The organism is Enterobacter cloacae complex sp. ESBL7 (assembly GCF_041679625.1).
Lineage (GTDB): Bacteria > Pseudomonadota > Gammaproteobacteria > Enterobacterales > Enterobacteriaceae > Enterobacter > Enterobacter asburiae_B.
Genome location: NZ_JBGORN010000004.1, coordinates 1 through 24806, shown reverse-complemented (window position 1 = coordinate 24806; position 24806 = coordinate 1). Strand labels below are relative to the sequence as shown.

At 55.7% G+C, this 24806-nt stretch carries 24 protein-coding genes; 15 read left to right on the top strand and 9 right to left on the bottom strand.

What is annotated here, in order from left to right; translation table 11 throughout:
- Nucleotides 1–47: 47 nt before the first annotated feature.
- The 3 genes from ACERY3_RS16050 (at nt 48) to sstT (ending at nt 3727) form a co-directional block, all read left to right on the top strand.
- Nucleotides 48–1046 (top strand): Gfo/Idh/MocA family protein, encoded by a 999-nt coding sequence (locus ACERY3_RS16050; RefSeq protein WP_058841626.1) that lies wholly within the window; start codon nt 48–50, stop codon nt 1044–1046.
- A 250-nt stretch (nt 1047–1296) separates the two neighbouring features.
- The gene (locus ACERY3_RS16045) at nt 1297–2265 is read left to right on the top strand and encodes a TerC family protein (RefSeq protein ID WP_029739669.1); all 969 of its coding nucleotides are present in this window, start codon (nt 1297–1299) and stop codon (nt 2263–2265) included.
- 220 nt (nt 2266–2485) lie between these two features.
- The gene (sstT, locus tag ACERY3_RS16040) at nt 2486–3727 is read left to right on the top strand and encodes a serine/threonine transporter SstT (RefSeq protein ID WP_058841627.1); all 1242 of its coding nucleotides are present in this window, start codon (nt 2486–2488) and stop codon (nt 3725–3727) included.
- Between the two features lie 135 nt (nt 3728–3862).
- Here sstT and ACERY3_RS16035 read toward each other — a convergent pair whose 3' ends face one another.
- Both ACERY3_RS16035 and uxaC read right to left on the bottom strand, forming a co-directional pair.
- On the bottom strand, nt 3863–5350 hold the full coding sequence (locus ACERY3_RS16035; RefSeq protein ID WP_058841628.1) for a UxaA family hydrolase: 1488 nt from the start codon (nt 5348–5350) through the stop codon (nt 3863–3865).
- Between the two features lie 17 nt (nt 5351–5367).
- Nucleotides 5368–6780 (bottom strand): glucuronate isomerase, encoded by a 1413-nt coding sequence (gene uxaC, locus ACERY3_RS16030; RefSeq protein ID WP_168980235.1) that lies wholly within the window; start codon nt 6778–6780, stop codon nt 5368–5370.
- Between the two features lie 475 nt (nt 6781–7255).
- On the opposite strand from uxaC, the gene ACERY3_RS16025 reads away from it, so the two are divergent.
- From ACERY3_RS16025 to ACERY3_RS15975, 11 genes are all read left to right on the top strand, one after another.
- Entirely contained in the window at nt 7256–8554 is a 1299-nt protein-coding gene (locus ACERY3_RS16025; RefSeq protein WP_023309287.1) for an MFS transporter, read from the top strand.
- A gap of 115 nt (nt 8555–8669) precedes the next feature.
- Nucleotides 8670–9446: a transcriptional regulator ExuR gene (gene exuR, locus ACERY3_RS16020; protein WP_023309288.1), complete on the top strand. Its 777-nt coding sequence runs from the start codon at nt 8670–8672 to the stop codon at nt 9444–9446.
- A gap of 344 nt (nt 9447–9790) precedes the next feature.
- A complete protein-coding gene (gene yqjA, locus ACERY3_RS16015) occupies nt 9791–10453 on the top strand; it encodes a DedA family general envelope maintenance protein YqjA (protein ID WP_373225971.1) in 663 nt (220 codons plus the stop codon).
- Between the two features lie 2 nt (nt 10454–10455).
- Complete coding sequence (gene mzrA / locus ACERY3_RS16010; RefSeq protein WP_039260467.1) at nt 10456–10839, top strand: EnvZ/OmpR regulon moderator MzrA; 384 nt, start codon at nt 10456–10458, stop codon at nt 10837–10839.
- A gap of 142 nt (nt 10840–10981) precedes the next feature.
- The gene (locus ACERY3_RS16005) at nt 10982–11350 is read left to right on the top strand and encodes a DUF1090 domain-containing protein (RefSeq protein ID WP_023309291.1); all 369 of its coding nucleotides are present in this window, start codon (nt 10982–10984) and stop codon (nt 11348–11350) included.
- Nucleotides 11351–11381: 31 nt separating this feature from the next.
- Nucleotides 11382–11687: a YqjD family protein gene (locus ACERY3_RS16000; RefSeq protein WP_008503141.1), complete on the top strand. Its 306-nt coding sequence runs from the start codon at nt 11382–11384 to the stop codon at nt 11685–11687.
- 1 nt (nt 11688) lies between these two features.
- Nucleotides 11689–12081 carry a phage holin family protein gene (locus tag ACERY3_RS15995; RefSeq protein WP_023333540.1) on the top strand — a complete coding sequence of 131 codons (393 nt, stop codon included), beginning with the start codon at nt 11689–11691 and terminating at the stop codon, nt 12079–12081.
- 2 nt (nt 12082–12083) lie between these two features.
- Nucleotides 12084–12380, top strand: coding sequence for a YqjK-like family protein (locus ACERY3_RS15990; RefSeq protein ID WP_033146723.1), 297 nt, complete (start codon nt 12084–12086; stop codon nt 12378–12380).
- A gap of 253 nt (nt 12381–12633) precedes the next feature.
- Nucleotides 12634–13026 (top strand): DoxX family protein, encoded by a 393-nt coding sequence (locus ACERY3_RS15985; protein WP_023309292.1) that lies wholly within the window; start codon nt 12634–12636, stop codon nt 13024–13026.
- Between the two features lie 71 nt (nt 13027–13097).
- Nucleotides 13098–14084 carry a glutathione S-transferase family protein gene (locus tag ACERY3_RS15980; protein WP_373225969.1) on the top strand — a complete coding sequence of 329 codons (987 nt, stop codon included), beginning with the start codon at nt 13098–13100 and terminating at the stop codon, nt 14082–14084.
- 107 nt (nt 14085–14191) lie between these two features.
- Entirely contained in the window at nt 14192–14557 is a 366-nt protein-coding gene (locus ACERY3_RS15975) for a DUF805 domain-containing protein (protein ID WP_029739660.1), read from the top strand.
- Nucleotides 14558–14603: 46 nt separating this feature from the next.
- On the opposite strand, the gene ACERY3_RS15970 is transcribed toward ACERY3_RS15975, so the two are convergent.
- On the bottom strand, nt 14604–15506 hold the full coding sequence (locus tag ACERY3_RS15970) for a LysR family transcriptional regulator (protein ID WP_029739659.1): 903 nt from the start codon (nt 15504–15506) through the stop codon (nt 14604–14606).
- A 104-nt stretch (nt 15507–15610) separates the two neighbouring features.
- On the opposite strand from ACERY3_RS15970, the gene ACERY3_RS15965 reads away from it, so the two are divergent.
- A complete protein-coding gene (locus ACERY3_RS15965; RefSeq protein ID WP_033146726.1) occupies nt 15611–16312 on the top strand; it encodes a pirin family protein in 702 nt (233 codons plus the stop codon).
- Nucleotides 16313–16402: 90 nt separating this feature from the next.
- On the opposite strand, the gene ACERY3_RS15960 is transcribed toward ACERY3_RS15965, so the two are convergent.
- From ACERY3_RS15960 to tdcA, 6 genes are all read right to left on the bottom strand, one after another.
- A complete protein-coding gene (locus ACERY3_RS15960; RefSeq protein ID WP_033146727.1) occupies nt 16403–16813 on the bottom strand; it encodes a Spy/CpxP family protein refolding chaperone in 411 nt (136 codons plus the stop codon).
- Between the two features lie 151 nt (nt 16814–16964).
- Nucleotides 16965–19259 (bottom strand): formate C-acetyltransferase, encoded by a 2295-nt coding sequence (gene pflB, locus ACERY3_RS15955; RefSeq protein WP_023309297.1) that lies wholly within the window; start codon nt 19257–19259, stop codon nt 16965–16967.
- Between the two features lie 15 nt (nt 19260–19274).
- Nucleotides 19275–20483 (bottom strand): propionate kinase, encoded by a 1209-nt coding sequence (gene tdcD / locus ACERY3_RS15950; protein ID WP_373226143.1) that lies wholly within the window; start codon nt 20481–20483, stop codon nt 19275–19277.
- Between the two features lie 30 nt (nt 20484–20513).
- On the bottom strand, nt 20514–21845 hold the full coding sequence (gene tdcC / locus ACERY3_RS15945) for a threonine/serine transporter TdcC (RefSeq protein WP_029739656.1): 1332 nt from the start codon (nt 21843–21845) through the stop codon (nt 20514–20516).
- A gap of 9 nt (nt 21846–21854) precedes the next feature.
- Nucleotides 21855–22844 (bottom strand): bifunctional threonine ammonia-lyase/L-serine ammonia-lyase TdcB, encoded by a 990-nt coding sequence (gene tdcB / locus ACERY3_RS15940; RefSeq protein WP_029739655.1) that lies wholly within the window; start codon nt 22842–22844, stop codon nt 21855–21857.
- 100 nt (nt 22845–22944) lie between these two features.
- Nucleotides 22945–23865, bottom strand: coding sequence for a transcriptional regulator TdcA (gene tdcA, locus ACERY3_RS15935; protein ID WP_008501504.1), 921 nt, complete (start codon nt 23863–23865; stop codon nt 22945–22947).
- Between the last annotated feature and the right edge of the window lie 941 nt (nt 23866–24806).

The window sequence follows — 24806 nt, the reverse complement described above, 5'->3', positions numbered from 1 at the left end:
GTGCTACAGTGGCTAAAGGTTCCCCGCTACGGAGTACGTAAACGTTTATGATACGTTTCGCAGTCATTGGTACGAACTGGATCACGCGCCAGTTCGTCGACGCCGCCCACGAAACCGGCAAACTTAAGCTTACCGCAGTCTATTCCCGCAGCCTTGAGCAGGCGCAGAGTTTTGCCAACGATTACCTCGTTGAGCATCTCTTCACTTCGCTTGATGACATGGCGCAAAGCGACGCCATTGACGCGGTGTATATCGCCAGCCCGAACTCCCTGCACTTCCCGCAAACGAAGCTGTTCCTCAGCCACAAAAAGCATGTGATTTGCGAGAAGCCGCTGGCGTCAAATATCCAGGAAGTGGAAGCGGCCATTGCGCTTGCCCGCGAAAACCAGGTGGTGCTGTTCGAAGCGTTCAAAACCGCCAGCCTGCCGAATTTCCTGCTGCTGCAGCAGTCCCTGCCGAAAATTGGCAAAGTGCGTAAAGCCTTTATCAACTACTGCCAGTACTCGTCGCGCTACCAGCGCTATCTGGACGGCGAGAACCCGAACACCTTTAACCCGGCGTTTTCGAACGGCTCGATTATGGATATCGGTTTCTATTGCCTGGCCTCTGCCGTGGCCCTGTGGGGCGAACCGCACGGCGTCAGCGCCACCGCCAGCCTGCTGGAGAGCGGCGTGGATGCGCACGGTGTAGCGGTGCTGGATTACGGTGATTTCAGCGTCACGCTACAGCACTCCAAGGTGAGCGATTCCGTGCTGCCGAGCGAAATTCAGGGCGAAGCGGGCTCGCTGGTTATTGAGAAGATCTCCGAGTGCCAGAAAGTGAGCTTTGTGCCGCGCGGCGGCAAAGCGCAGGAGCTGACGCAGCCTCAGCATATTAACACTATGCTCTATGAGGCAGAGGTCTTCGCCCGTCTGGTGGAAGACAACGAAGTGAATCACCCTGGCCTCGCGGTGAGCCGCACCACGGCGAAGCTGCAAACGGAGATCCGTCGCCAGACCGGCGTGGTATTCCCGGCAGACGGCGTGAGCGCGGAAGCGATCGCGTAAAGCTGTGTAATGAAACGGCGCAGACCATTGACGAAACCAATGGTCTGACATATTTTGTTACCTGCAAAGGGGAGTAACTTCTTCGCCGGTGGATCGTCATTACGATGCGTTAAACACGCATCCGGTCGCCGGGCAACCTTCGTGGTTGTAAGTGAGACCTTGCCGGAAGGCGAGGTCTATGCATAAAAAGCTAACGGCTATCGTCTTCTGACCATGGCCGTTTTTGTTTTTTATGTGTAAGGAAAATAGTATGCATTCTGTCGGCACTCCAATGTTGTGGGGCGGATTCGCGGTTGTCGTGCTCATCATGCTGGCGATCGACCTCTTTTTGCAGGGGCGTCGCGGCGCACACGGCATGAGCATCAAACAGGCTGCGGCCTGGTCTCTGGTGTGGGTCACCCTCTCCCTGCTGTTCTGTGCCGCCTTCTGGTGGTACCTGGCCTCGACCGAAGGCCGCGCGGTGGCCGACCCTCAGGCGCTCGCCTTCCTCACCGGTTATCTGATTGAAAAAGCCCTGGCGGTTGATAACGTCTTCGTCTGGCTGATGCTGTTCAGCTACTTTGCCGTGCCTGCTGCCCTGCAGCGACGCGTGCTGGTGTACGGCGTGCTGGGCGCGATTATCCTGCGTACCATCATGATCTTCGCCGGCAGCTGGCTGATTACCCAGTTCGAATGGCTGCTGTACGTCTTCGGCGCGTTCCTGCTGTTCACCGGGGTCAAAATGGCGCTGGCGAAAGAGGACGGCTCCGCAATTGGCGATCGCCCGCTGGTGAAGTGGATCCGTGGGCATCTTCGCATGACCGACAAGATCGAGAGCGAGCACTTCTTCGTGCGCAAGAACGGCCTGCTGTTTGCCACTCCGCTGCTTCTGGTGCTGATTCTGGTTGAGCTGAGCGACGTGATTTTCGCGGTGGACAGCATTCCGGCGATCTTCGCGGTGACCACCGACCCGTTCATCGTCCTGACGTCTAACCTGTTCGCCATCCTCGGCCTGCGTGCGATGTACTTCCTGCTGGCGGGCGCGGCGGAGCGCTTCTCGATGCTGAAGTACGGTCTGTCGGTGATCCTGGTGTTTATCGGCATCAAGATGCTGATCGTCGATTTCTACCATATCCCGATCGCCATTTCGCTCGGCGTGGTGTTTGGCATTCTGATCGTGACGCTGATTATCAATACCTGGGTTAACCGCCAGCACGATAAGAAGCAGCAGGTGGAGTAATCCCCCTCACCCCGGCCCTCTCCCACAGGGAGAGGGTGAACACACTTTTGTAACGCAGCAGTTAAAAAATATGATGCAACACGTAAAATCCAGCATTTTACGCTTCCGCCTTTCGCTCCTTTCCCTGATACTCAACCAGGCAAACAAATACTTACATCCGGACATAAATGTGACTAAGAGCACATCCGGGATGGAACGCAATTTCACTCAGGAAATACGTATGAGCACACAATCAAGCGGACTGTTCGCGCGCCTGGCGCAGGGCAGCCTCGTTAAACAAATTCTGGTCGGGCTGGTGCTGGGTATTCTGCTGGCGATGGTGTCAAAACCTGCTGCGGAGGCTACGGGGCTGCTCGGGACCCTTTTCGTTGGCGCACTGAAGGCCGTGGCACCGGTACTGGTTCTGATGCTGGTCATGGCGTCAATTGCCAACCACCAGCACGGACAAAAAACCAACATTCGCCCCATTCTGTTCCTGTATCTGCTGGGAACCTTCTCGGCTGCCTTAACGGCCGTGGTGTTTAGCTTCCTGTTCCCGTCCACGCTGCACCTGACCAGCGCGGCGGGTGACATCACGCCGCCATCCGGCATTGTCGAAGTGCTTCGCGGACTGCTGATGAGCATGGTTTCTAACCCCATCACCGCGCTGATGAGCGGAAACTACATTGGCATCCTGGTCTGGGCGATTGGTCTGGGCTTCGCGCTGCGTCACGGTAACGACACCACGAAAAACCTGGTCAACGATCTGTCCAACGCCGTGACCTTTATGGTGAGGCTGGTGATTCGCTTTGCACCAATCGGGATTTTCGGTCTGGTCTCCTCTACGCTTGCAACCACCGGTTTCGACGCGCTGTGGGGCTACGCGCAACTGCTGGTTGTGCTGGTCGGCTGTATGCTGCTGGTGGCGCTGGTGATCAACCCGCTGCTGGTGTTCTGGCAGATCCGCCGCAACCCGTATCCGCTGGTGCTGACCTGCCTGCGCGAAAGCGGCGTGTATGCGTTCTTCACCCGCAGCTCTGCCGCGAACATTCCGGTTAACATGGCGCTGGCGGAGAAGCTGAACCTGGACCGCGATACCTATTCCGTGTCGATCCCGCTGGGCGCAACCGTGAACATGGCGGGCGCGGCAATCACCATTACCGTGCTGACCCTGGCGGCGGTGCATACGCTGGGCATTCCGGTGGATCTGCCAACCGCATTGCTGCTGAGCGTGGTGGCGTCACTGTGCGCCTGTGGCGCATCCGGCGTAGCGGGCGGTTCGCTGCTGCTGATCCCGCTGGCGTGTAATATGTTCGGCATCCCGAACGAGATTGCGATGCAGGTTGTGGCCGTCGGCTTTATCATCGGCGTGCTGCAGGACTCCTGCGAAACCGCGCTGAACTCCTCTACCGACGTGCTGTTTACCGCAGCGGCCTGTCAGGCGGAAGACGCGCGTTTAGCGAAGAACGCCCTGCGCAGTTAACAACAAAAGCCCGGTGGCTACGCCTTACCGGGCCTACAGGGTAAATGCAAAACGGCAACCAACGGTTGCCGTTTTTAGTGTTTGTCCCCTCTCCCCGTGGGAGAGGGTCAGGGTGAGGGCATCAGGCCGCACCGATTAAAGCGTCACACCACTCTTAAAGATCGCCAGCTCGCGGAAGTCGTTCTTCTCGTTACAGGTCTGCCTGCCGTTAGCAAATTCCACGATAGCGTCCACGAACTCCGTCAGCAGCTGCGGCATCGCTTTGCCGTGAATCAGCTGGCCCGCATCAAAGTCGATCCAGTGCTTTTTCTTTGCCGCCAGCTCGCTGTTGGTGGCGATTTTCACCGTCGGCACAAAACCGCCGTACGGCGTGCCGCGACCGGTACTGAACAGCACCATATGACAGCCGGCACCTGCCAGCGCGCTGGTGGCGACCGCATCGTTGCCCGGTGCGCTCAGCAGGTTCAGACCGTGGGTTTTCAGGCGCTCGCCGTAGCGCAGCACGTCAACCACCTGGCTCGCGCCCGCTTTCTGGGTGCAGCCGAGGGATTTCTCTTCCAGCGTGGTGATCCCGCCCGCTTTGTTGCCCGGCGACGGGTTCTCGTAAATCGGCTGATTGTGGGCGATGAAATACTGTTTGAAGTCGTTCACCATGGTGACGGTCTTCTCAAAAGTCTCTTCGTCGCGGCAGTGGCTCATCAGAATACGCTCCGCGCCGAACATTTCCGGCACTTCGGTCAGCACAGTCGTGCCGCCGTTGGCAATCACGTAATCCGAGAAGCGTCCCAGCATCGGGTTGGCGGTGATCCCGGACAGGCCATCAGACCCGCCGCACTCCAGCCCAAACTTCAGCTCGCTCAGCTTGCCCGGCTCGCGCCTGTCGTGGCGCATCACCTCATAAAGCTGGTGAAGCTGCTCAACGCCCGCTTCCACTTCGTCATCTTGATGCTGGCACACCATAAAATGCACGCGCTCAGGATCGAACTCGCCCAGCGTGTCGCGGAAGGCGTCCACCTGGTTGTTCTCGCAGCCCAGGCCAATCACCAGCACCGCGCCCGCGTTCGGGTGGCGCACCATGTTTTGCAGCATGGTGCGGGTGTTAATGTGGTCGTCACCGAGCTGGGAACAGCCGTAAGTGTGGCTGAACAGATGCACGCCGTCAGTCCCTTCGGCATCGTTGGTCTCTTTCAGGAAGCGCGTCTGGATCTGGCGCGCAATTCCGTTGACGCAGCCGACGGTCGGGAGGATCCACAGCTCGTTGCGGATCCCCACGTCACCGTTGGCGCGACGGTAGATCTGCACCTCACGATCGGCCGCCTGACGCTCTTCCGCGGGTAAATCAGGTTGATAGCTGTACTCGTCCAGATCGCTCAGATTGGTGCGGGTATTGTGTGAGTGAATGTATTCACCCGGCGCAATATCCGCCAGCGCATGGCCGATGGGCAAACCGTACTTCACCACGTTCTCCCCTTTCGCAATGGGGATCAGGGCAAACTTGTGCCCACGGACGATCGCCTGACGCAGGGTGACGCTCTGGTTATCAACGGTCACCACGTCGCCTTCAGCGAGATCCGTCAGCGCGACGGCCACGTTATCCAGCGAATGGATTTTGATGTATTGCATATCAACCTCAAACGGCCTTAGTTCAGTTCAATGGCGAAGTAGTCACGCGCATTGTTAAAGCAGATGTTTCTCACCATTTCGCCCAGCAGCTGGATATCCGCTGGCGCTTCGCCCGCGTGTACCCAGCGACCAATCATCTGGCACAGAATGCGTCGGAAATATTCATGACGGGTATAGGACAGGAAGCTGCGGCTGTCGGTCAGCATGCCGACAAAGCGGCTCAGCAGGCCCAGCTGCGCGAGCTGCGTCATCTGACGCTCCATGCCATCTTTCTGATCGTTAAACCACCAGCCGGAACCGAACTGCATCTTGCCCGGCATCCCTTCGCCCTGGAAGTTGCCGACCATGGTACCCAGCACTTCGTTATCGCGCGGGTTCAGGCAGTACAGGATGGTTTTTGGCAGCAGGTTTTGTTCGTTCTGTTTGCTCAGCAGTTTTGACAGCTCTTCCGCCAGCGGACGGTCGTTGATGGAGTCGAAGCCCACGTCAGCGCCGATCAGTTTGAACTGGCGCTGGTTGTTATTGCGCAGCGCGCCGATATGGTACTGCTGTACCCAGCCGCGACGCGCGTATTCCGCACCGAGGAATACCAGCACCGCCGTTTTAAACTGCGCCACGTCGTGCTCGCTTAAGCCTTCGCCGGAGAGACGACGCGCCAGGATACTGTCCAGCTCGGCTTCGTTTGATTCCGCAAACAGCACCACGTCCAGCGCGTGGTCAGACACTTTGCAGCCGTGCGCCGCAAAGTGATCCAAGCGTTTGGTCAGCGCGGTTTGCAGGTCAGCGAAACGACGGATATCGGTATCCGACACTTCCGCCAGCTTCGCCATGTAGTCGGTGAAGGTGGCCTGCTCAATGTTGAAGGCTTTGTCCGGGCGCCAGCTTGGCAGCACTTTGATATCGAAAGAGGTGTCTTTCGCGACAACGGCATGATGCTCCAGGGAGTCGATCGGATCGTCGGTAGTGCCCACCATCTTCACGTTCATCTGCTTCATGATGCCGCGCGCGGAGAAGTTATCCTGCGCCAGCAGCGCGTTGCACCGATCCCAGATTTCATCCGCGGTCGTTGGGGAGAGCAGCTTGCCGGTGATGCCAAACGGACGGCGGAGTTCAAGATGGGTCCAGTGGTAGAGCGGGTTGCCGATGGTGTGCGGAACGGTTGCCGCCCAGGCGTCAAACTTCTCGCGGTCGGTCGCATCGCCGGTACACAGGCGCTCCGCCACGCCGTTGGTGCGCATGGCGCGCCATTTGTAGTGGTCACCCTTCAGCCAGATGTCATACAGGTTTTTGAAACGGTAATTTTCGGCAACCTGCTGCGGCGGTAAATGGCAGTGGTAGTCGAAAATCGGCTGGTCTTTTGCGTAGTCGTGGTACAGGCGGCGAGCAAATTCGGTATCTAACAGAAAATCTTCGGTCATAAACGGCGTCATTATCGTCTTCCTCATTACGGGAGCGCAGAAAGCGTATGTTCATATGCTGCAAAGTTATCACACCAATTTCCACCAACCGAAGCTTTTTTCGTGAGTGAGATCAATAAACGCCAACAAATAAATTACCCTCAATGAAGTAAACCCTTCTGCAGACCGCGCCAATACTGGCTTTGCGCGCAACGGATAATGTCCCCACAAAGAATCATACATTTGTGATGTCACTCACCTTTTAAAGTTGTATGACAAGTTATCTTTTCGCCGTCGCAAACTATAAGCCGACGGAATGCATTACCGGTGTGAGAGACATCGGGTTTAACGGTACGGATACCGACTTATGCACGCTTACTTATGGCAAGGTTCGGGCCGTTCCGGGACATGCTCCTGGTTACGCCCCTCCCGTTACACAACTGCTCCCGGAAACGGTTGAGAGGTTGCCGTGCTCTGGCGCGGAAATAACATAACGATGAGGTTTTAGATGCGTAAAATTAAAGGGTTACGTTGGTATATGATCGCGCTGGTGACGTTAGGCACCGTGCTGGGCTACCTGACGCGTAACACCGTGGCAGCAGCAGCGCCAACGTTGATGGAAGAGCTGCATATCTCCACGCAGCAATACTCCTACATCATTGCCGCCTATTCCGCGGCTTATACCATCATGCAGCCTGTTGCTGGCTATGTGCTGGATATTCTCGGTACCAAAATCGGTTATGCCTTCTTCGCCATTGCCTGGGCGGTGTTCTGCGGCGCAACCGCGCTGGCAGGCAGCTGGGGTGGACTGGCGCTGGCGCGCGGTGCGGTCGGTGCGGCTGAAGCCGCGATGATCCCGGCGGGCCTCAAGGCCAGCTCCGAGTGGTTCCCGGCGAAAGAGCGTTCCATTGCGGTCGGCTACTTCAACGTGGGTTCGTCCATCGGGGCAATGATAGCGCCGCCGCTGGTGGTGTGGGCCATCGTGATGCACAGCTGGCAGATGGCGTTCATTATCTCTGGCGTGCTGAGTTTTGCCTGGGCGATGGCGTGGCTGGTTTTCTATAAACACCCGCGCGATCAGAAAAAACTCTCCGAAGAAGAACGTGAATATATCATTGGCGGTCAGGAAGCGCAGCATCAGACCAACAACGGCAAAAAAATGACCGTCTGGCAGATCCTGGGCACCCGTCAGTTCTGGGGCATCGCCCTGCCGCGTTTCCTGGCTGAACCGGCCTGGGGTACCTTTAACGCGTGGATCCCCCTGTTCATGTTTAAAGTCTACGGCTTTAACCTGAAAGAGATCGCGATGTTCGCCTGGATGCCCATGCTGTTCGCTGACCTGGGCTGTATCGTGGGCGGCTACCTGCCACCGCTGTTCCAGCGCTGGTTTGGCGTGAACCTGATCGTTTCCCGTAAGATGGTGGTGACCATGGGCGCGCTGCTGATGATCGGCCCAGGCATGATCGGCCTGTTCACCAGCCCGTACGTTGCCATTGCCCTGCTGTGCATCGGTGGCTTTGCGCACCAGTCCCTGTCCGGCGCGCTGATTACGCTCTCGTCTGACGTCTTTGGTCGTAACGAAGTGGCAACCGCCAACGGCCTGACCGGCATGGCCGCCTGGACCGCGAGCACCATGTTTGCACTGGTGGTCGGCGCGCTGGCGGATACCATCGGCTTCAGCCCGCTGTTCGCGGTGCTGGCGATCTTCGACCTGATGGGTGCGGTGGTTATCTGGACGGTGCTGAAAAGCAAATCCGCAGAGGAGCTGGCGAAAGAGTCCCTCGGGAAACCGGCGACGCAGAGTTAGCGAAAATGCGTTTCGCCGAAGCCGCCTCCGGGCGGCTTTTTTAATGGCAAAATCTGGAGAGTGGCACGCAAAAGTGGTATAACAAATCATCTGCCGTACCCTGCCTGGAGCGCATATGGAAATCACCGAACCACGTCGTTTGTATCAACAACTTGCTGCGGAGCTGAAAGATCGCATCGAGCAAGGGGTCTATCTTGTCGGTGATAAACTTCCCGCCGAGCGCTTTATCGCGGATGAAAAAAGCGTGAGCCGCACGGTGGTGCGTGAAGCGATTATCATGCTGGAAGTGGAAGGCTACGTTGAGGTACGCAAAGGCTCCGGCATTCACGTGATTTCTAATCTGCCGAAACACTCTCCCGTCGCGGACGAAAGTCTGGAATTCGCCAGCTATGGTCCGTTCGAGCTGCTCCAGGCTCGCCAGCTGATTGAAAGCAATATTGCTGAGTTTGCGGCGACGCAGGTGACCAAGCAGGACATCATGAAGCTGATGGAGATCCAGGAGAATGCCCGTAAGGAAAAATGTTTCCGCGATTCAGAGTGGGATCTGCAGTTCCACGTTCAGGTCGCCCTGGCAACCCAAAATACGGCCCTGGCGGCAATCGTTGAAAAAATGTGGACTCAGCGCGTTCACAACCCGTACTGGAAAAAACTGCACGACCATATCGATTCCCGTACCGTCGACAACTGGTGCGACGATCACGACCAAATCCTTAAGGCGCTGATTCGTAAAGATCCGCATGCCGCTAAGCTGGCGATGTGGCAGCACCTGGAAAACACCAAGCAGATGCTGTTCAACGAAACCAGCGATGACTTCGAATTTAACGCTGACCGCTATCTTTTTGCCGATAATCCGGTTGTTCATCTCGATACGGCTTCCAGTGCCGCAAAATAGATGACCTTTCTGCCGGCAGGCGCTACGTTGCGCCTTCCGGCTTACAGGAGTAAGCAAAACATATATAGTGTCAGCCTTTGTAAATCCCCTCGCTCACTTCCTGGGCTTACGCCAAAATCAACTCACCCCTGCAAATTCTGTGACGCAGAACGTTGGGCTTTGTTACAATTGGATTCAATTCCTTATTTTGTAAGTTAGTGCTTGCTAACCAGCCAATTAACAGGGAACAGTGTTGGCCACACCGCAATGTGTCCGCGAGCGACCATAATGAAATCACAACAATGTCGCCGTGCTGTTTGTCCCGGATAACAGGCGTGACGTTAACCGATTTCCAGGAACACTGAATGGAACTTTTGACCCAACTGCTGCATGCCCTCTGGGCGCAGGATTTTGAAACGCTGGCCAACCCTTCCATGATTGGCATGCTCTATTTCGTCTTGTTTATGATCCTGTTCCTTGAGAACGGTTTGCTGCCTGCTGCCTTCCTGCCCGGTGACAGTTTGCTGGTGCTTGTCGGCGTGCTGTGTGCCAAAGGGGCGATGGCGTTTCCACACACCATTTTATTACTGACCGTTGCGGCCAGCCTCGGCTGCTGGGTGAGCTATATCCAGGGACGATGGCTGGGCAATACCCGGGTCGTCCAGAACTGGCTTTCTCATCTTCCCGCGCATTATCACCAGCGGGCGCACCACCTTTTCCACAAGCACGGGCTTTCCGCGCTGCTGATTGGACGCTTTATCGCCTTTGTTCGCACCCTGCTGCCGACCATTGCCGGTCTGTCGGGGTTGAGCAGCACGCGCTTCCAGTTCTTTAACTGGATGAGCGGCCTGCTATGGGTGCTTATTCTGACGACGCTCGGCTATGCGCTGGGTAAAACGCCGGTCTTTATGAAATATGAAGATCAGCTGATGTCCTGCCTGATGCTGCTGCCTGTGGTTCTGCTGGTCTTCGGCCTGATTGGCTCACTGGTTGTCCTGTGGAAGAAGAAATACGGAGCCAGAGGCTAACGATGGCTATCTCACCGCTCGCCCTGCGCCGTTTTGCCGTTGCCGTGATTACGCTGATCGTCCTCAGCGCCATGCTGCTGGCATGGAGCGCGCTTTCGCATCAGGAATCGACGCTGGCTATTCGCCCGGTAAACCAGGGCGCCAGCGTGCCTGACGGTTTTTCTGTCTGGCATCATCTGGACGCGAATGGGATCCGCTTTAAGAGCATTACCCCGCAGGACGATGTTTTACTGATCAAGTTTGATTCCCGTGCGCAAAGTGCCGCCGCGAAAGTGGTTCTCGACCGTACGCTGCCGCACGGGTATATCATTGCCCAGCAGGAAGATGACAGCCAGCCTGCAGCCTGGCTGTCATTGATTCGCGATACGTCGCATCGGTTTGGATAACTTCCAGGATTCCGAATCTTTTCACTCACTTTGGTGAATCCCCCGTTTACTTACTATGCTTAAGTACGCGGAGCACCCCTCGATGTACTCCGCATAACTTTGGATAGCGGCTAACGCCGCAACACAATGGAAGGTTTCGATAATGAAATTCCGCATGACTCTGGCTCTGGCCCTTTTTTCTTTAAGCACAGCATCCTTCGCAAACTCTCTCTGTCAGGAGAAAGAACAGGATATTCAGCGTGAGATCGGTTATGCCGAAAAGCATAACAATCAGCACCGTGTTGATGGTCTTAAAAAAGCGCTGAGCGAAGTGAAAGCGAACTGTTCAGACAGCAAGCTTCGTGCCGATCACAAGAAGAAAATCGCTGAACAGAAGGACGAGATAGCCGAGCGCCGTCGCGACCTGCAGGAAGCGAAAGAGAAAGGAGATGCGGAAAAAATTGCTAAGCGCGAGAAGAAGTTGAAAGAAGCGCAGGACGACCTGAAAGCGCTGGAAGCTCGCGATTATTGAGTTAACGGAAATCTCAACAGGAGAGAGAATCATGTCAAAAGATACGACGTCTGAACATCTGCGCGCTGAACTGAAATCCCTGGCCGATACCCTTGAAGAGGTGCTGAACTCCTCTGCTGACAAGTCAAAAGAAGAGGTCAGCAAGCTGCGCAGCAAGGCGGAGCAGGCGCTGAAAGAGAGCCGCTATCGCCTGGGTGAAACCGGTGATGCGCTGGCGAAACAGACCCGCGAAGCGGCTGCGCGCGCGGACGAATATGTGCGTGATAATCCATGGACGGGTGTAGGGATTGGTGCCGCAGTGGGTGTGGTACTGGGTGTCCTTCTGACGCGTCGTTGATATGGAAGATCCTCGTCACGCACAAGGGCCTGCTAACAACGTCCTCGGCATCGGCCAGCGTATTTTAACGACGCTGGTCGGGATTGCCGAAACGCGCGTCCGGCTGGCAGTGGTCGAGCTGGAGGAGGAGAAAGCGAACCTCTTCCAGATGCTGCTGATGCTCGGGCTGACCATGCTCTTCGCCGCGTTTGGCCTGATGAGCCTGATGGTGTTAATCATCTGGGCCATCGATCCGCAGTATCGTCTTAACGCGATGATTGCCACCACCGTCGTTCTTCTGGTCGCCGCGTTGATAGGCGGTATCTGGACGCTGCGTAAAGCGCGCAAGTCCACTTTCCTGCGCCATACGCGTCAGGAGCTGGCGAACGATCGCGCTCTGCTGGAGGATGACTAGCCGTGAGCGATAAAGCCGAACGTCAAAAGCGAAAAGCGTACCTGTTAAGCCAGATCCAGCAGCAACGGCTGGATCTGTCGGCCAGTCGTCGCGACTGGATCGACGCGACGCGACGGTTTGACCGGGGCTGGAATACCGTCCTGAGCCTGCGTTCCTGGGCGCTGGTCGGCAGCAGCGTAATGGCGATCTGGACGGTTCGTCATCCGAACATGCTGATCCGCTGGGCTCGTCGTGGATTCGGCGCCTGGAGCGCCTGGCGTCTGGTGAAAGCAACGTTACGGCAGCAGCAGCTGCGGTGATAAAAGCAAAACGGTAACCCTGGTTACCGTTTTTTGTTTTTGCGGCCTCTCTCAGCGGGAGAGGGTTGGGATCAGGGCACCAGCGCGCACGCACCCTTACTCAATATCTTTGAAGAAGATTGACAGTTTTCCTTGCTAACAATTACCACCCGCCCCGTTTATTATCCTCTCCATCGACAGCAACGCCGCGGTATCTACCCGGAATTGCAGACAAATAATGTTCAGCCGCTCATGTGGTTTCCTGGAGAGTAAAATGAAAAAATTAGAAGATGTTGGTGTACTGGTCGCGCGTATTCTGATGCCAATTCTGTTCATCGTGGCAGGTTGGGGAAAAATCACCGGTTATGCGGGTACCCAGCAGTATATGGAAGCCATGGGCGTTCCGGGGTTCCTGCTGCCGCTGACCATTCTTCTTGAGTTCGGCGGCGGCCTGGCGGTACTGTTCGGCTTCCTGACCCGTACTACCGCGCTGTTTACCGCAGGCTTCACCGTGCTGACAGCGTTCATCTTCCACAGCAACTTTGCGGAAGGCGTGAACTCTCTGATGTTCATGAAAAACCTGACCATCGCGGGTGGCTTCCTGCTGCTGGCCGTCACTGGTCCGGGCGCATACAGCATCGACCGCGTTCTGAATAAGAAGTGGTAAGCACGCTATACTGAATGAACACAAAGCGAGGAGACATCTCCTCGCTTTTGCTATCTGACGGAGGAGAAAAAATGGGACAACTCGTAGACGGCGTATGGCAGGATGTCTGGTATGACACCAAATCCACCGGAGGTCGCTTCAAGCGCTCAGTTTCGGCCTTCCGTAACTGGCTGACCGCCGACGGCGCGCCAGGCCCGAGCGGCGAAGGCGGCTTCGCGGCTGAGAAAGACCGTTATCATCTTTATGTTTCGCTTGCCTGCCCGTGGGCACACCGCACGCTGATTGTGCGCAAGCTTAAAGGTCTCGAATCCTTAATTCCGGTTTCGGTCGTGAACCCGCTGATGCTGGAAAACGGCTGGACGTTTGACAGTAATTTCCCCGCGGCGACCGGCGACGATCTTTACCACCACGATTTCCTTTACCAGCTCTATCTTCGCGCCGATCCTCACTACACCGGGCGCGTTACCGTGCCGGTGCTGTGGGACAAGAAAAACCAGACGATTGTCAGCAATGAGTCTGCGGAAATCATCCGCATGTTCAATACCGCGTTTGACGCGCACGGCGCCCGCGCCGGAGATTATTATCCGGCTGAGCTGCGAGAGAAAATTGACGAGCTGAACAGCTGGATTTACGACAACGTCAACAACGGTGTCTACAAGGCCGGTTTCGCCACCAGCCAGGAAGCGTATGACGAAGCGGTTGGAAAGGTGTTTGAATCGCTGGAGCGTCTGGAGCAGATCCTGGGCCAGCATCGCTACCTGACGGGCGATCGCCTGACGGAAGCGGACATCCGCCTGTGGACCACGCTGGTTCGCTTCGATCCGGTCTATGTCACCCACTTTAAGTGCGACAAGCACCGCATCAGCGATTACCTGAACCTGCATGGTTTCCTGCGTGACATCTACCAGATGCCGGGTATTGCCGACACGGTCGACTTCGACCATATCCGCACCCACTATTTCCGCAGCCACAAAACCATCAACCCGACGGGCATTATCTCCATTGGGCCGTGGCAGGATCTGGATGAACCTCACGGGCGCGACGTCCGATTTGGATAAATACGAAGGGCATCACCAGATGCCCTTTTTTAATTCACAATCTCCATCTATCCTTACCTCGATCGCTTAGAAAACAAGTGATTGACTGACTAATGAGGCAAGGAAAAATGGACTGGTATTTAAAAGTACTGCGTAACTACATTGGATTTGGTGGCCGTGCCCGCCGCAAAGAGTACTGGATGTTCGTTCTGGTGAACTTCATTCTCATTATGGTGCTGGGTATTGTGGATAAAATTCTTGGCTGGGAGCGGGCTGGCGGTGAAGGCGTGCTGACCACCATTTATGGCCTGTTAGTCCTGCTGCCATCGTGGGCGGTGCTGTTCCGTCGACTACACGACACCGATCGTTCAGCGTGGTGGTTATTGCTGCTGTTGATCCCGATTATTGGCTGGATCGTGATTTTGATCTTCAACTGCCAGAGCGGGACGCCGGGCGAAAACCGCTTTGGTCCGGATCCTAAGATCGGCGCATAAAAAAAGCCCGGTGGCGCTTCGCTTACCGGGCCTACAAATTACGATTTTATTTATTGTATTGCGTGAAAAGCTTCGGAATTTCGCGTAAACACCATGATTTGGCTTCGCCCATGCTGTCACGGCGCCACGCCATAATAATATCCACCTCGTGGCTATATTCCGGGCTGACAACGCGCAGCCGCCCTTCTGCAATGTCTTTTTCGACAAACGGGTACGGCATGGTCGCCACGCCCAGACCGGCCAGCAGCGCCTGACGTTTGTCTTCCAGCGAGGTCACCGTCAGACGAGGCTGTTTGTCCAGCAGCTGCACCGTCAGCACCGGACGCTCGCGCGCGGTATCCGCTACCGCCACGCCGCGATACTTCACGCGCGTCACTTCAGAGAGCGGCTCCGGCTCCTGGTGAATCGGGTGATTAGGTGCGGCAACATAGACGTTCATCACGCTGTAGAGCTTGCGCGAGTTGATTTCCGATGAGGAACGGAAGTGCATGTCCGGCGCAATCACAATATCCGCCCTGCCCGTTTCCAGACGTTCCCACGCGCCTGCCAGCACCTCGGTGATGATTGACAGCTGCGTATTGGCCTTCGCCGCCAGGCGGTCCACCAGCGGGAACAGCGCTTCAGTCGGCACCAGCGCTTCGGTAACTAACGTCAGATGGGTTTCCCAGCCGCGCGCCAGCGCTTCGGCGTCCGTCGTGAGCTTGTCCGCCGCTTCCAGCAGCACGCGGCCGCGCTCCAGCAGCATTCGCCCCACGTTGGTGAATTTTGTTCGATGACCGGAGCGGTCAAACAGCACCACGTCCAGCTCTTCCTCCAGCTTCTGCATGGTGTAGCTTAGCGCAGACGGAACGCGCCCCAGCTCATCTGCCGCCGCCGCAAAACTGCCGCGCCGGTCAATCGCGTCCATGACGCGAAGCGCCTCAAGCGTCAATGCTCTCTCTTTAGCCATCTCGTTCTCATTCAGGAAATTTGAACATACCGGGCAGAATATCTGGCTAACAATGCAGCGTCCATACCTTTACCATTGTTTTAGTGTAAAGAGAGGTCAAGTTTATGATTACGACAAGAACAGCTAAACAGTGCGGACAAGCCGATTTCGGTTGGCTGCAGGCCCGCTACACCTTTTCCTTTGGACACTACTTTGACCCTAAACTCCTCGGTTACGCTTCACTGCGCGTGTTAAACCAGGAAGTGCTCGCCCCGGGCGCCTCCTTCCAGCCGCGTACGTACCCGAAAGTCGATATCCTGAACCTGATCCTGGAAGGCGAGGCAGAATACCGCGATAGCGAGGGCAATCATGTCCAGGCAAAGGCTGGCGAAGCGTTGTTAATTTCCACGCAGCCGGGCATCAGCTACAGCGAGCATAACCTCAGCAAAGACAAAACGCTGACCCGTATGCAGCTGTGGCTGGACGCCTGCCCCGAGCGGGAAAATCCGCTGGTACAGAAGTTAGATTTAACGGGCGATAAGCAGCAGCTGATTGCATCGCCGGACGGCAGTAAAGGTAGCCTGCAGCTGCGCCAGCAGGTGTGGCTGCACCATATCGAACTGAAGAAAGGTGATCAGGCGAGCTTCCAGCTTCATGGTCCGCGCGCCTATTTGCAGTCTATTCACGGTACGGTACATGCGGTGACGCACACGGAAGAGAAAGAAGCGCTCACCTGCGGCGACGGGGCGTTTATTCGTGATGAAGCGAATATCACCCTGGTGGCGGATACGCCGCTGCGCGCGCTGCTGATTGATTTGCCGGTTTAGAGAATGCTCTCACCCTAACCCTCTCCCAATGGGAGAGGGAACCGATCGATCCACGCCAGAATCATCCGGCGCCGTTCGCGACGTACGAAATCACTCTGCCAGCGCGTTAGCCATATCGGTTCTAATCTGCTTACGCTGTTCCGGCGTCAACACCTGGCTGACGTCGAAGTAATATTTCACGCGGTAATAGCGGGTCTGCTCTTCAATTTTGCTAAAGGCAGCAAGCTGGCTTTTCACCGTGCTTTCGTCCCATTTACCCGCCTGGAACATGTCGATCAGCGCGCCGTCCTTCACCCCCGTCATCGGGATCTTGCTGACATTTTGTTCCAGCTGCTTATGCAGATCTTCAATCTTTTTAACCTGCTCATTGCTGAGCTTCAGGTGCTGTACCAGCGGATCCTGCGAGGGAGACGGGGCAGCCTCAACGTTCGCGGCCTGTGCCGTAAAACTGCACGCTGCCAGCGAGGCGGCGACCAGCGCAATACGGGTCATTTTCATCATCTTACTGTCCTTACATGCTGTGATAGGGAAAAGCAGGCGTATTGTTTTTCAAGAGCGGATGAATATGTGTGAGTAATTATATAAACAATTTTGTATGTTTAGCGGGCAAAAAAATGCCCCCAGGGTGAGGGGGCATGAGACCTGAATGTCGTCAGATAGATTGCGTAAACGTCCTCGAAATCACATCCTGCTGCTGCTCGCGCGTCAGGGCGTTAAAACGCACCGCATAGCCTGAAACGCGGATCGTCAGGTTCGGGTAATTCTCGGGATGCGCGATGGCATCGAGGAGCATTTCCCGGTTCATGACGTTGACGTTCAGATGCTGCCCGCCCTCAATGGACGCTTCGTGATGGAAGTACCCGTCCAGCAGCCCCACCAGGTTGGTTTTGCGCACCAGCTCGTCCTTGCCCAGCGCCTGCGGCACGATGGAGAAGGTGTAGGAGATCCCGTCTTTCGCGTAGGTGAACGGCAGCTTGGCCACCGACGTTAGCGAGGCCACGGCCCCTTTTCTGTCGCGGCCGTGCATCGGGTTCGCGCCTGGGGCAAACGGCGTGCCGCCGCGGCGTCCGTCCGGCGTGTTCCCGGTCTTCTGGCCGTACACCACGTTGGAGGTGATGGTCAGGATCGACTGGGTTGGCACCGCGTTGCGGTAGGTTGGCAGCGCCTGAATTTTCTTCATAAAGCGCTCCACCAGGTCGCAGGCGATGCTGTCCACGCGGTCGTCGTTGTTGCCGTACTGCGGATAGTCCCCTTCAATCACGAAATCGACCGCCAGACCGGTGTGGTCGCGCACCGGCTTCACCGTGGCGTATTTAATGGCCGACAGGGAATCCGCCGCCACCGACAGCCCGGCAATGCCGCATGCCATGGTGCGATAGACGTCGCGGTCGTGGAGCGCCATCAGCGAGGCTTCGTAGCTGTACTTATCATGCATGTAGTGAATGAGGTTCAGGGCGCTGATGTACTGCACCGCCAGCCAGTCCATAAAGTGATCGAGGCTCGCCATCACGGTATCGTAATCCAGCACGTCGTCCAGCAGCGGCTCGGTTTTCGGGCCGACCTGGATCTTCAGCTTCTCATCCACCCCGCCGTTGATCGCGTACAGCAGCGTTTTGGCGAGGTTGGCGCGCGCGCCAAAGAACTGCATCTGCTTGCCGATCACCATCGGGCTGACGCAGCAGGCAATGGCGTAGTCGTCGCTGTTGAAATCCGCACGCATCAGATCGTCGTTCTCATACTGCAGCGAAGAGGTGACGATCGACACCTGCGCGGCGTATTTCTTGAACGCGATCGGCAGTTGTTCAGACCAGAGGATCGTCAGGTTCGGCTCCGGCGCAGGCCCCATGGTGTGCAGGGTATGCAGATAGCGGAAGCTGTTTTTGGTCACCAGCGTGCGCCCGTCCAGCCCCATGCCGCCGATCACTTCCGTCGCCCAGATTGGATCGCCGGAGAAGAGCGTGTCGAACTCCGGCGTGCGCAGGAAGCGCACCATGCGGATCTTCATGATGAAGTGGTCAATCAGCTCCTGCGCCTGGACTTCATTCAGCCTTCCTGCCTGCATGTCGCGTTCAATGTAGATATCGAGGAACGAGGCCGTGCGCCCCAGCGACATCGCCCCGCCGTTCTGGGATTTCACCGCTGCAAGATAGGCAAAATAGACCCACTGCACCGCTTCCTGGGCGTTCATCGCCGGACGTGAAATATCAAAGCCATAGTTCGCCGCCATCTGCTGGATCTGCAGCAGCGCGCGCCTGTGCTCCGCCAGCTCCTCACGCAGGCGGATCGTGGCTTCCAGATCTTCACCGCGTTCCAGCCTGCCCTGCAGATCGGCAAACTGTAGTTCGCGCTCGCGCACCAGATAAGCGATCCCGTACAGCGCCACGCGGCGATAGTCGCCGATAATGCGTCCGCGCCCGTAGCCGTCCGGCAAGCCGGTCAGCACGCCGGATTTACGGCAGCGCATCATCTCCGGGGAGTAGACGTCAAACACGCCCTGGTTGTGGGTTTTGCGCAGGTCGGTAAACAGGTATTCGAACTGCGGATCCATCTCCCGGCCATAGGCTTCGAACGAGCTGCGGATCATGTTGATCCCGCCATAAGGATGCAGCGCGCGCTTGAGCGGTTTATCGGTTTGCAGGCCGACGATCGTCTCCAGATCCTGGTCGATATAGCCCGGCCCGTGGGCCGTAATGGTGGTGGCGATGTTGGTATCAAAATCCACCGGGGCGTGGGTGGCGTTCTCCTGGCGAATGCCGACCATTACCTTCTGCCACAGCGCCGTCGTTGCTGGCGTCGCCTGCGCGAGGAAAGCTTCATCGCCTTCATAAGGGGTGTAGTTATGCTGAATAAAATCGCGGACGTTGACGGCGTTTTTCCATTCTTCACCGCGAAACCCGGCCCATGCGTCGCTGTAGGGCGCGACGCCCGTATCGATTGTTACTTTCATGTGATTCTCGCTTTATCAGGCGTAAGCCGCGGCCGGGGTAACCTTTCCAAGACGGAGGGCGTCCAGCGCGATCATTTTTTCTTCGTTGGTAGGGATAACCGCGCAGGCCACGCGGGACGATTCGGTGGAGATCACGCGCTCACCCGCGCTCCCCGGCAGGGCATTTTTGGCGTCGTCGAGGATGATGCCGAAGACTTTCAGATGTTCCGCCACCAGCGTGCGGACAAGCTTCGAGTTTTCGCCAATGCCGCCGGTAAAGACCACCCCATCCAGGCGGTGCAGCGACGCCGCGTGGCCGGCAATATGTCGCGCAATGCGGTGCACGAAGGTATGGATAGCCAGCTGCGCCCGCTCGTTGCCTTCGTGCCAGGCTTTCTCCAGCGCACGTAAATCGGAGGAGATACCGGAGATCCCCAGCAGCCCGGACTCTTTATTGACCACGCGCTCCAGATCCTCAAACGACTGGCCAGTCTGCTGGGCAATCCACGCCATCGCGCCGAAGTCCACGTCGCCGCAACGCGTACCCATCACCAGCCCTTCCAGCGGCGTCATCCCCATCGAGGTGTCGACGCTTTCGCCGTTGCGCACCGCGCAGATGGACGCCCCGTTGCCGAGATGGGCAATCACCAGGCCGCTGTCGTCGGGGGACAGCCCGAGAAGCGTATGCGCCTGTGCGGCCACGTAGCGGTGAGAGGTGCCGTGGAAGCCGTAGCGGCGCACGCCCAGCTCTTCAAAATAGCGGTACGGCAATCCGTACAGATATGCCTGCGGCGGCAGCGTCTGGTGGAAGCTGGTATCAAATACCGCCACCTGCTGCACGCCCGGGAACAGGCGCTCTGCCGCTTCCACGCCGCTCAGGTTGGCGTAGTTATGCAGCGGCGCCAGCGGGGAAACCTGGCGGATCTGCGCGATTACCTCTGCCGTGATCAGGGTCGACTCGCTGAAGAGGTTTCCCCCGTGCGCAATGCGGTGGCCAATTAAGGCCACGCTGCTCATCAGGTTACGCTTCTCCAGCTCCAGGGCGATGGCAGCCAGCGCCCCTTCGTAGTCCTGGTGAGCCAGTCTGGCCGGCTCACCCCCGTTCACGGAAATAAAGGCCTTCTCGGTGTTGATCCCGTCTGCAATGCCCGTCATCAGGGCATCGCAGCTGCTGGCATCGAGCACCGAAAACTTAACAGAGGACGATCCGCAGTTAATAACCAGTACAACCGGAAACTCAATCATCATGTGACTCCGCTCTTCCTGAGCAATGGGTTAGAACAGTTTGTAAACGATATTCAGAATGGTCAGCAGGCCGACCGCGGTAACGAAGATGTTCTCGGTACGCCCTTTGTATTTCGCCAGCGCCGGTGCTTTGCGGATGGCATACATCGGCAGCAGGCACAGCAGAGAGGCGATGATTGGTGCGCCCATGGCTTCAATAAGGTCCAGAATGTTCGGGTTGGCGTAGGCCACAACCCAGGTGGAGCCCATGATGAACACCATGCTGATGGTGTTCAGCTTGCCAACGGAGACTTTCTTCTTATCGCCCTTGTAGCCGAACTTGAGGATCAGGCCGTTCAGCCCTTCCAGCGTGCCCAGGTAGTGACCGAAGAAGGATTTGAAGATAGCCACCAGCGCGATGATGGAGGCACCGTATTCCAGTACCGTCGCGAACGTCGACTTGGTTCCGGACATTGACGCAAAGTGGTTCGCCAGGTAAGAGAGCACCGGAATGTTCTGCGCCTTGGCGTCCGCCATGTTCTGCGGAGAGAGCGTAAACAGGCAGCTAAAGGCGAAGAACATCACCACGGCCACCATCAGCAGGCTGGCGCGACCGATGATTTTGGAACATTTCTGCTCGGTGAACGCTTTCCCGAATTCCGGCTCGTACTCTTCGCGCTTGGAGACCACAAACGAGGAGACGATAGGCGAGAAGTTGAAGGAGAAGACCATGATGGAGATACCCAGCCACACCGTGACCAGAATGCCGTCATGACCGGTAAAGGCGATATCGCTCAGGTTGACCTGGTCAATCACCGCCGAGTTCCAGTAAGGGATCAGCGACAGGGAAATCAGCACAAGGCTGGCGATAAACGGGAACACCAGGAAGCTCATGACCTTCACCATCAGGTCTTTACCGAACCAGATAACAAAGGCCATCAGCAGCAGCAGGAACAGCGCCACCACGCCGCGGTTCAGCGCAGGCAGCTGGAGCTGGTTTTCCCAGAAGGTCATAAAGGTGTTGGTAATGGTGACGCCGTAAATCCACAGCAGCGGGCAAATGGCGAAGAAGTAGAGGAAGGTGATCACCACCCCACCGGTTTTGCCAAAGTGCTCTTCCACCGTTTCGGTGATGTTGCCGGAGACGTTGCTGCCGGAGAGGCACAAACGCGCCAGCGCGCGGTGGCAGTAAAACGCAATCGGGAACGCAAGAACCAGCATCAGCAGGATAGGGATCAATCCACCAAAGCCTGCGCGAATGGGGAAGAACAGCACGCCTGCGCCAATGGCGGTACCAAACAGGCCGAGCGTCCATGTGGTATCAGACTTACGCCAGGAGGACGTTTTTGTCTGGCCAACGATAATGCTTTCAGTGTTGCTCATAGGTCACCTTTATGCGTCAACGAAGCCGGTAATTTGGGAAACACGGGAGAGATCGATATTGCCGCCGGAAATAATGCAGACGGTTTTACGACCCTGAATATAGTGGTCAAGCTTGCCGCTTAATAACGCGGCACAGGCCAGCGCGCCGGCACCTTCCGTCACCACTTTATTTCGCTGAATAAGCGCGATCATGCTGTCGCGAATGTTGTCTTCGCTGACCAGCACAATGTCATCAACCAGCTCGCGAACAATTTCGAACGGTAAATTACCGGGACGAGAAACATCACAGCCGTCGGCCAGCGTGCCGGTAACGCGATGGCTCATTATTTCCCCGGCCTGAAACGATGCCGCCATGCCGTGAACATTTTCTGACTGCACGCCGATGATATTAATGGTGGGATTGATGGATTTAATTGCCGTCGCAATCCCGGCAATTAAACCGCCGCCGCCGATAGGCACAATAACGTTATCCACGTCGTATAAATCTTCGAGAATTTCCAGACCGATGGTGCCCTGCCCGGCGATCACTTTGGCGTCATCGTACGGCGGAATAAAAATACGCCCTTCCATTTCGACGATTTCGCTGACTTTGGCGATGGTGTCGTTGAAGTTCTCGCCGTGCAGCACAACTTCCGCGGAGTAGTCGCGCGTCGCGGCCACCTTAGACTTCGGCGCGCCCATCGGCATCACCACTTTGCCGTCGATGCCGAGCATCGCGCAGGAGAGGGACACACCCTGCGCGTGGTTTCCCGCGGAGCAGGCGACAACGCCTTTGCGTTTTTCAGCGTCGGTCAGCGAGCTTAATTTGTTAAACGCGCCGCGGATCTTAAACGAGCCGGTACGCTGCATGTTCTCAAACTTCAGGAATATTTCGCCCTTGCAGCGTTCGCTGAGATAATTCGAACGCGGCATGCCGGTTTTATATATTTTTCCTGCCAGCCGTTTTCTGGCGTCCTGAATATCTTCAATCGTTACCGGGAGATCGTAGGTAATATGCATAATATCCTCGTTATAATAATTCATTCTTTTCAGGCAAAGTCAGGGTATCAGAGCGTTACAGAGATAAGCTCTGGGTGTTTTTAAAATGATTACTCATTATTCATCGTCGTCTTTCGATATTCATCGACGAATACTGTTTTGCCAGCTCAACTAATACTGACGCCGATTTTTTAATCCTGTAATTTTTTGACCACACGGCGGCATAACGCGCCACGGGTAATTCATCTTCCACGGGTAGAACAATAAACTGGTCAGAACCGAACGGCGCAATCATGTCGCGGGGAATGACCGTCAGATAATCGGCATTCAGCACGAGGTTATAAATAGTGACGACGGAATCGGTCTGGACGATGTTTTCGATGCTGATGTGGTTGTCTTGCAGGGTGGTCAGAAGTTCTTTGTAGTAGCCCATATCGGTTTGCGGCATCACCCACTGCTCGTGCGTGAGCGATGCCAGTGTCGTCGGGCCGGTGCACGTTCGCGTTTTGCTGGCGACCAGCACAAACTCGGACTCAAACAGCGGTTCGACGTGCAGATCCTGCAGCAGCATTTCATCGCTTAGCGTGCCGATAGCGAAATCCAGACGACCGTCGCGAATGGCCGGAAGGAAAGAGGAGAGCTGGGCTTCATACATCGAGACGCGTGCTTTCGGGAACACTTCCTTGAATTTTTTGATCATCTCGGACAGGAAGGTAAAGCCGATCAGCGACGGGTAGCCAAAGGAGACGTCCATGACGGTACTGAAGCTCAGGCTGTTAATCTCACTCACCATGTTTTTCATTTCGCGGGTGATCGACTCAGAGTACGAGAGCAGAACCTGACCCGCGGCGGTGAGTTTTACGCCGGTGTTTTTACGCACCATCACTTCCACGCCGAAGTAGGACTCAATATCGCTGATGATTTTGCTGACGGCGGGTTGCGTCAGGCCAAGCTGTCTTGCTGCAGAACCTATGGAGCCACTTTTAATGACTTCCTGAAATACCACGAGGTGCTGTGTTTTCGGTAGAATAATAGTATTCATAATATTCTGCGCTTATTTCCCTATGACGGAGCGGATTCTACCTAATAGTGTTTAAGGGGGTATGTGCTGTCACTCACAATTTGCTTTTTCGCACGCTTCACAGGAACAACGAAAACCAAAAAATGCATTTATTATCAATAACATAAATAAATACAGCCACACCATTACGCTGATATCGATCAATAAAAGCAGTAGTAATAAATTTATTTTATGGCGATAACCTTGATAAATTTTCCAGCGTTAAAAAAATCAATAAAGACGATCTTTCAGGCAATTAAAGACCAATAAATAACCGCTATTTGCTTGAAACATTCTTTCAATTTATTAAATTTTTCCGATGCAAATTTTCAGGTTTGTGGAAAAGAGTGGAATGCGTCACATATTCACGGGAGAAATGTATTTGATTTCAATATATGCATATCAAACGAGAAAAGATTCTCGATCATATAGGTAACAAACATAACAAATTATCAATACTGAAAATCACCTGTTTTTTAGCGTGAAATTTTGTGATGGCGATCGTCTACAGGTACAGGATCGATACGAAAGGTATAAAAGCAGTGAAATGTGCTTAATGTCCCAAATATGAGAATTGATGTCGTTTGTCCGGCGCTGCGCTTACCCATCCAGCATCACCCGGAAAGCAAAAACCCCGCCGAAGCGGGGTTTTTTAAGAAGTTGAAGCTGACCGATAAGCCGGCTTCGTTCAACCATACGTCAGGCATCTGCGGCGCTGGGGTTGTCGTGTGTCGCAGACTGTATCTCAGTATGTGTTGCAGAGTAAAGCCAGCTAAAAGACGTGCCATTCACACCCAAGAGCCTGTAATTAAAATTGTGTAATTGCCTGATTTTGATATGTTCACTCCAACAACGGAGACAGGCAATTATGGACGAAAAGAAACTCAAAGCCCTTGCGGCTGAACTGGCTAAAGGCCTTAAAA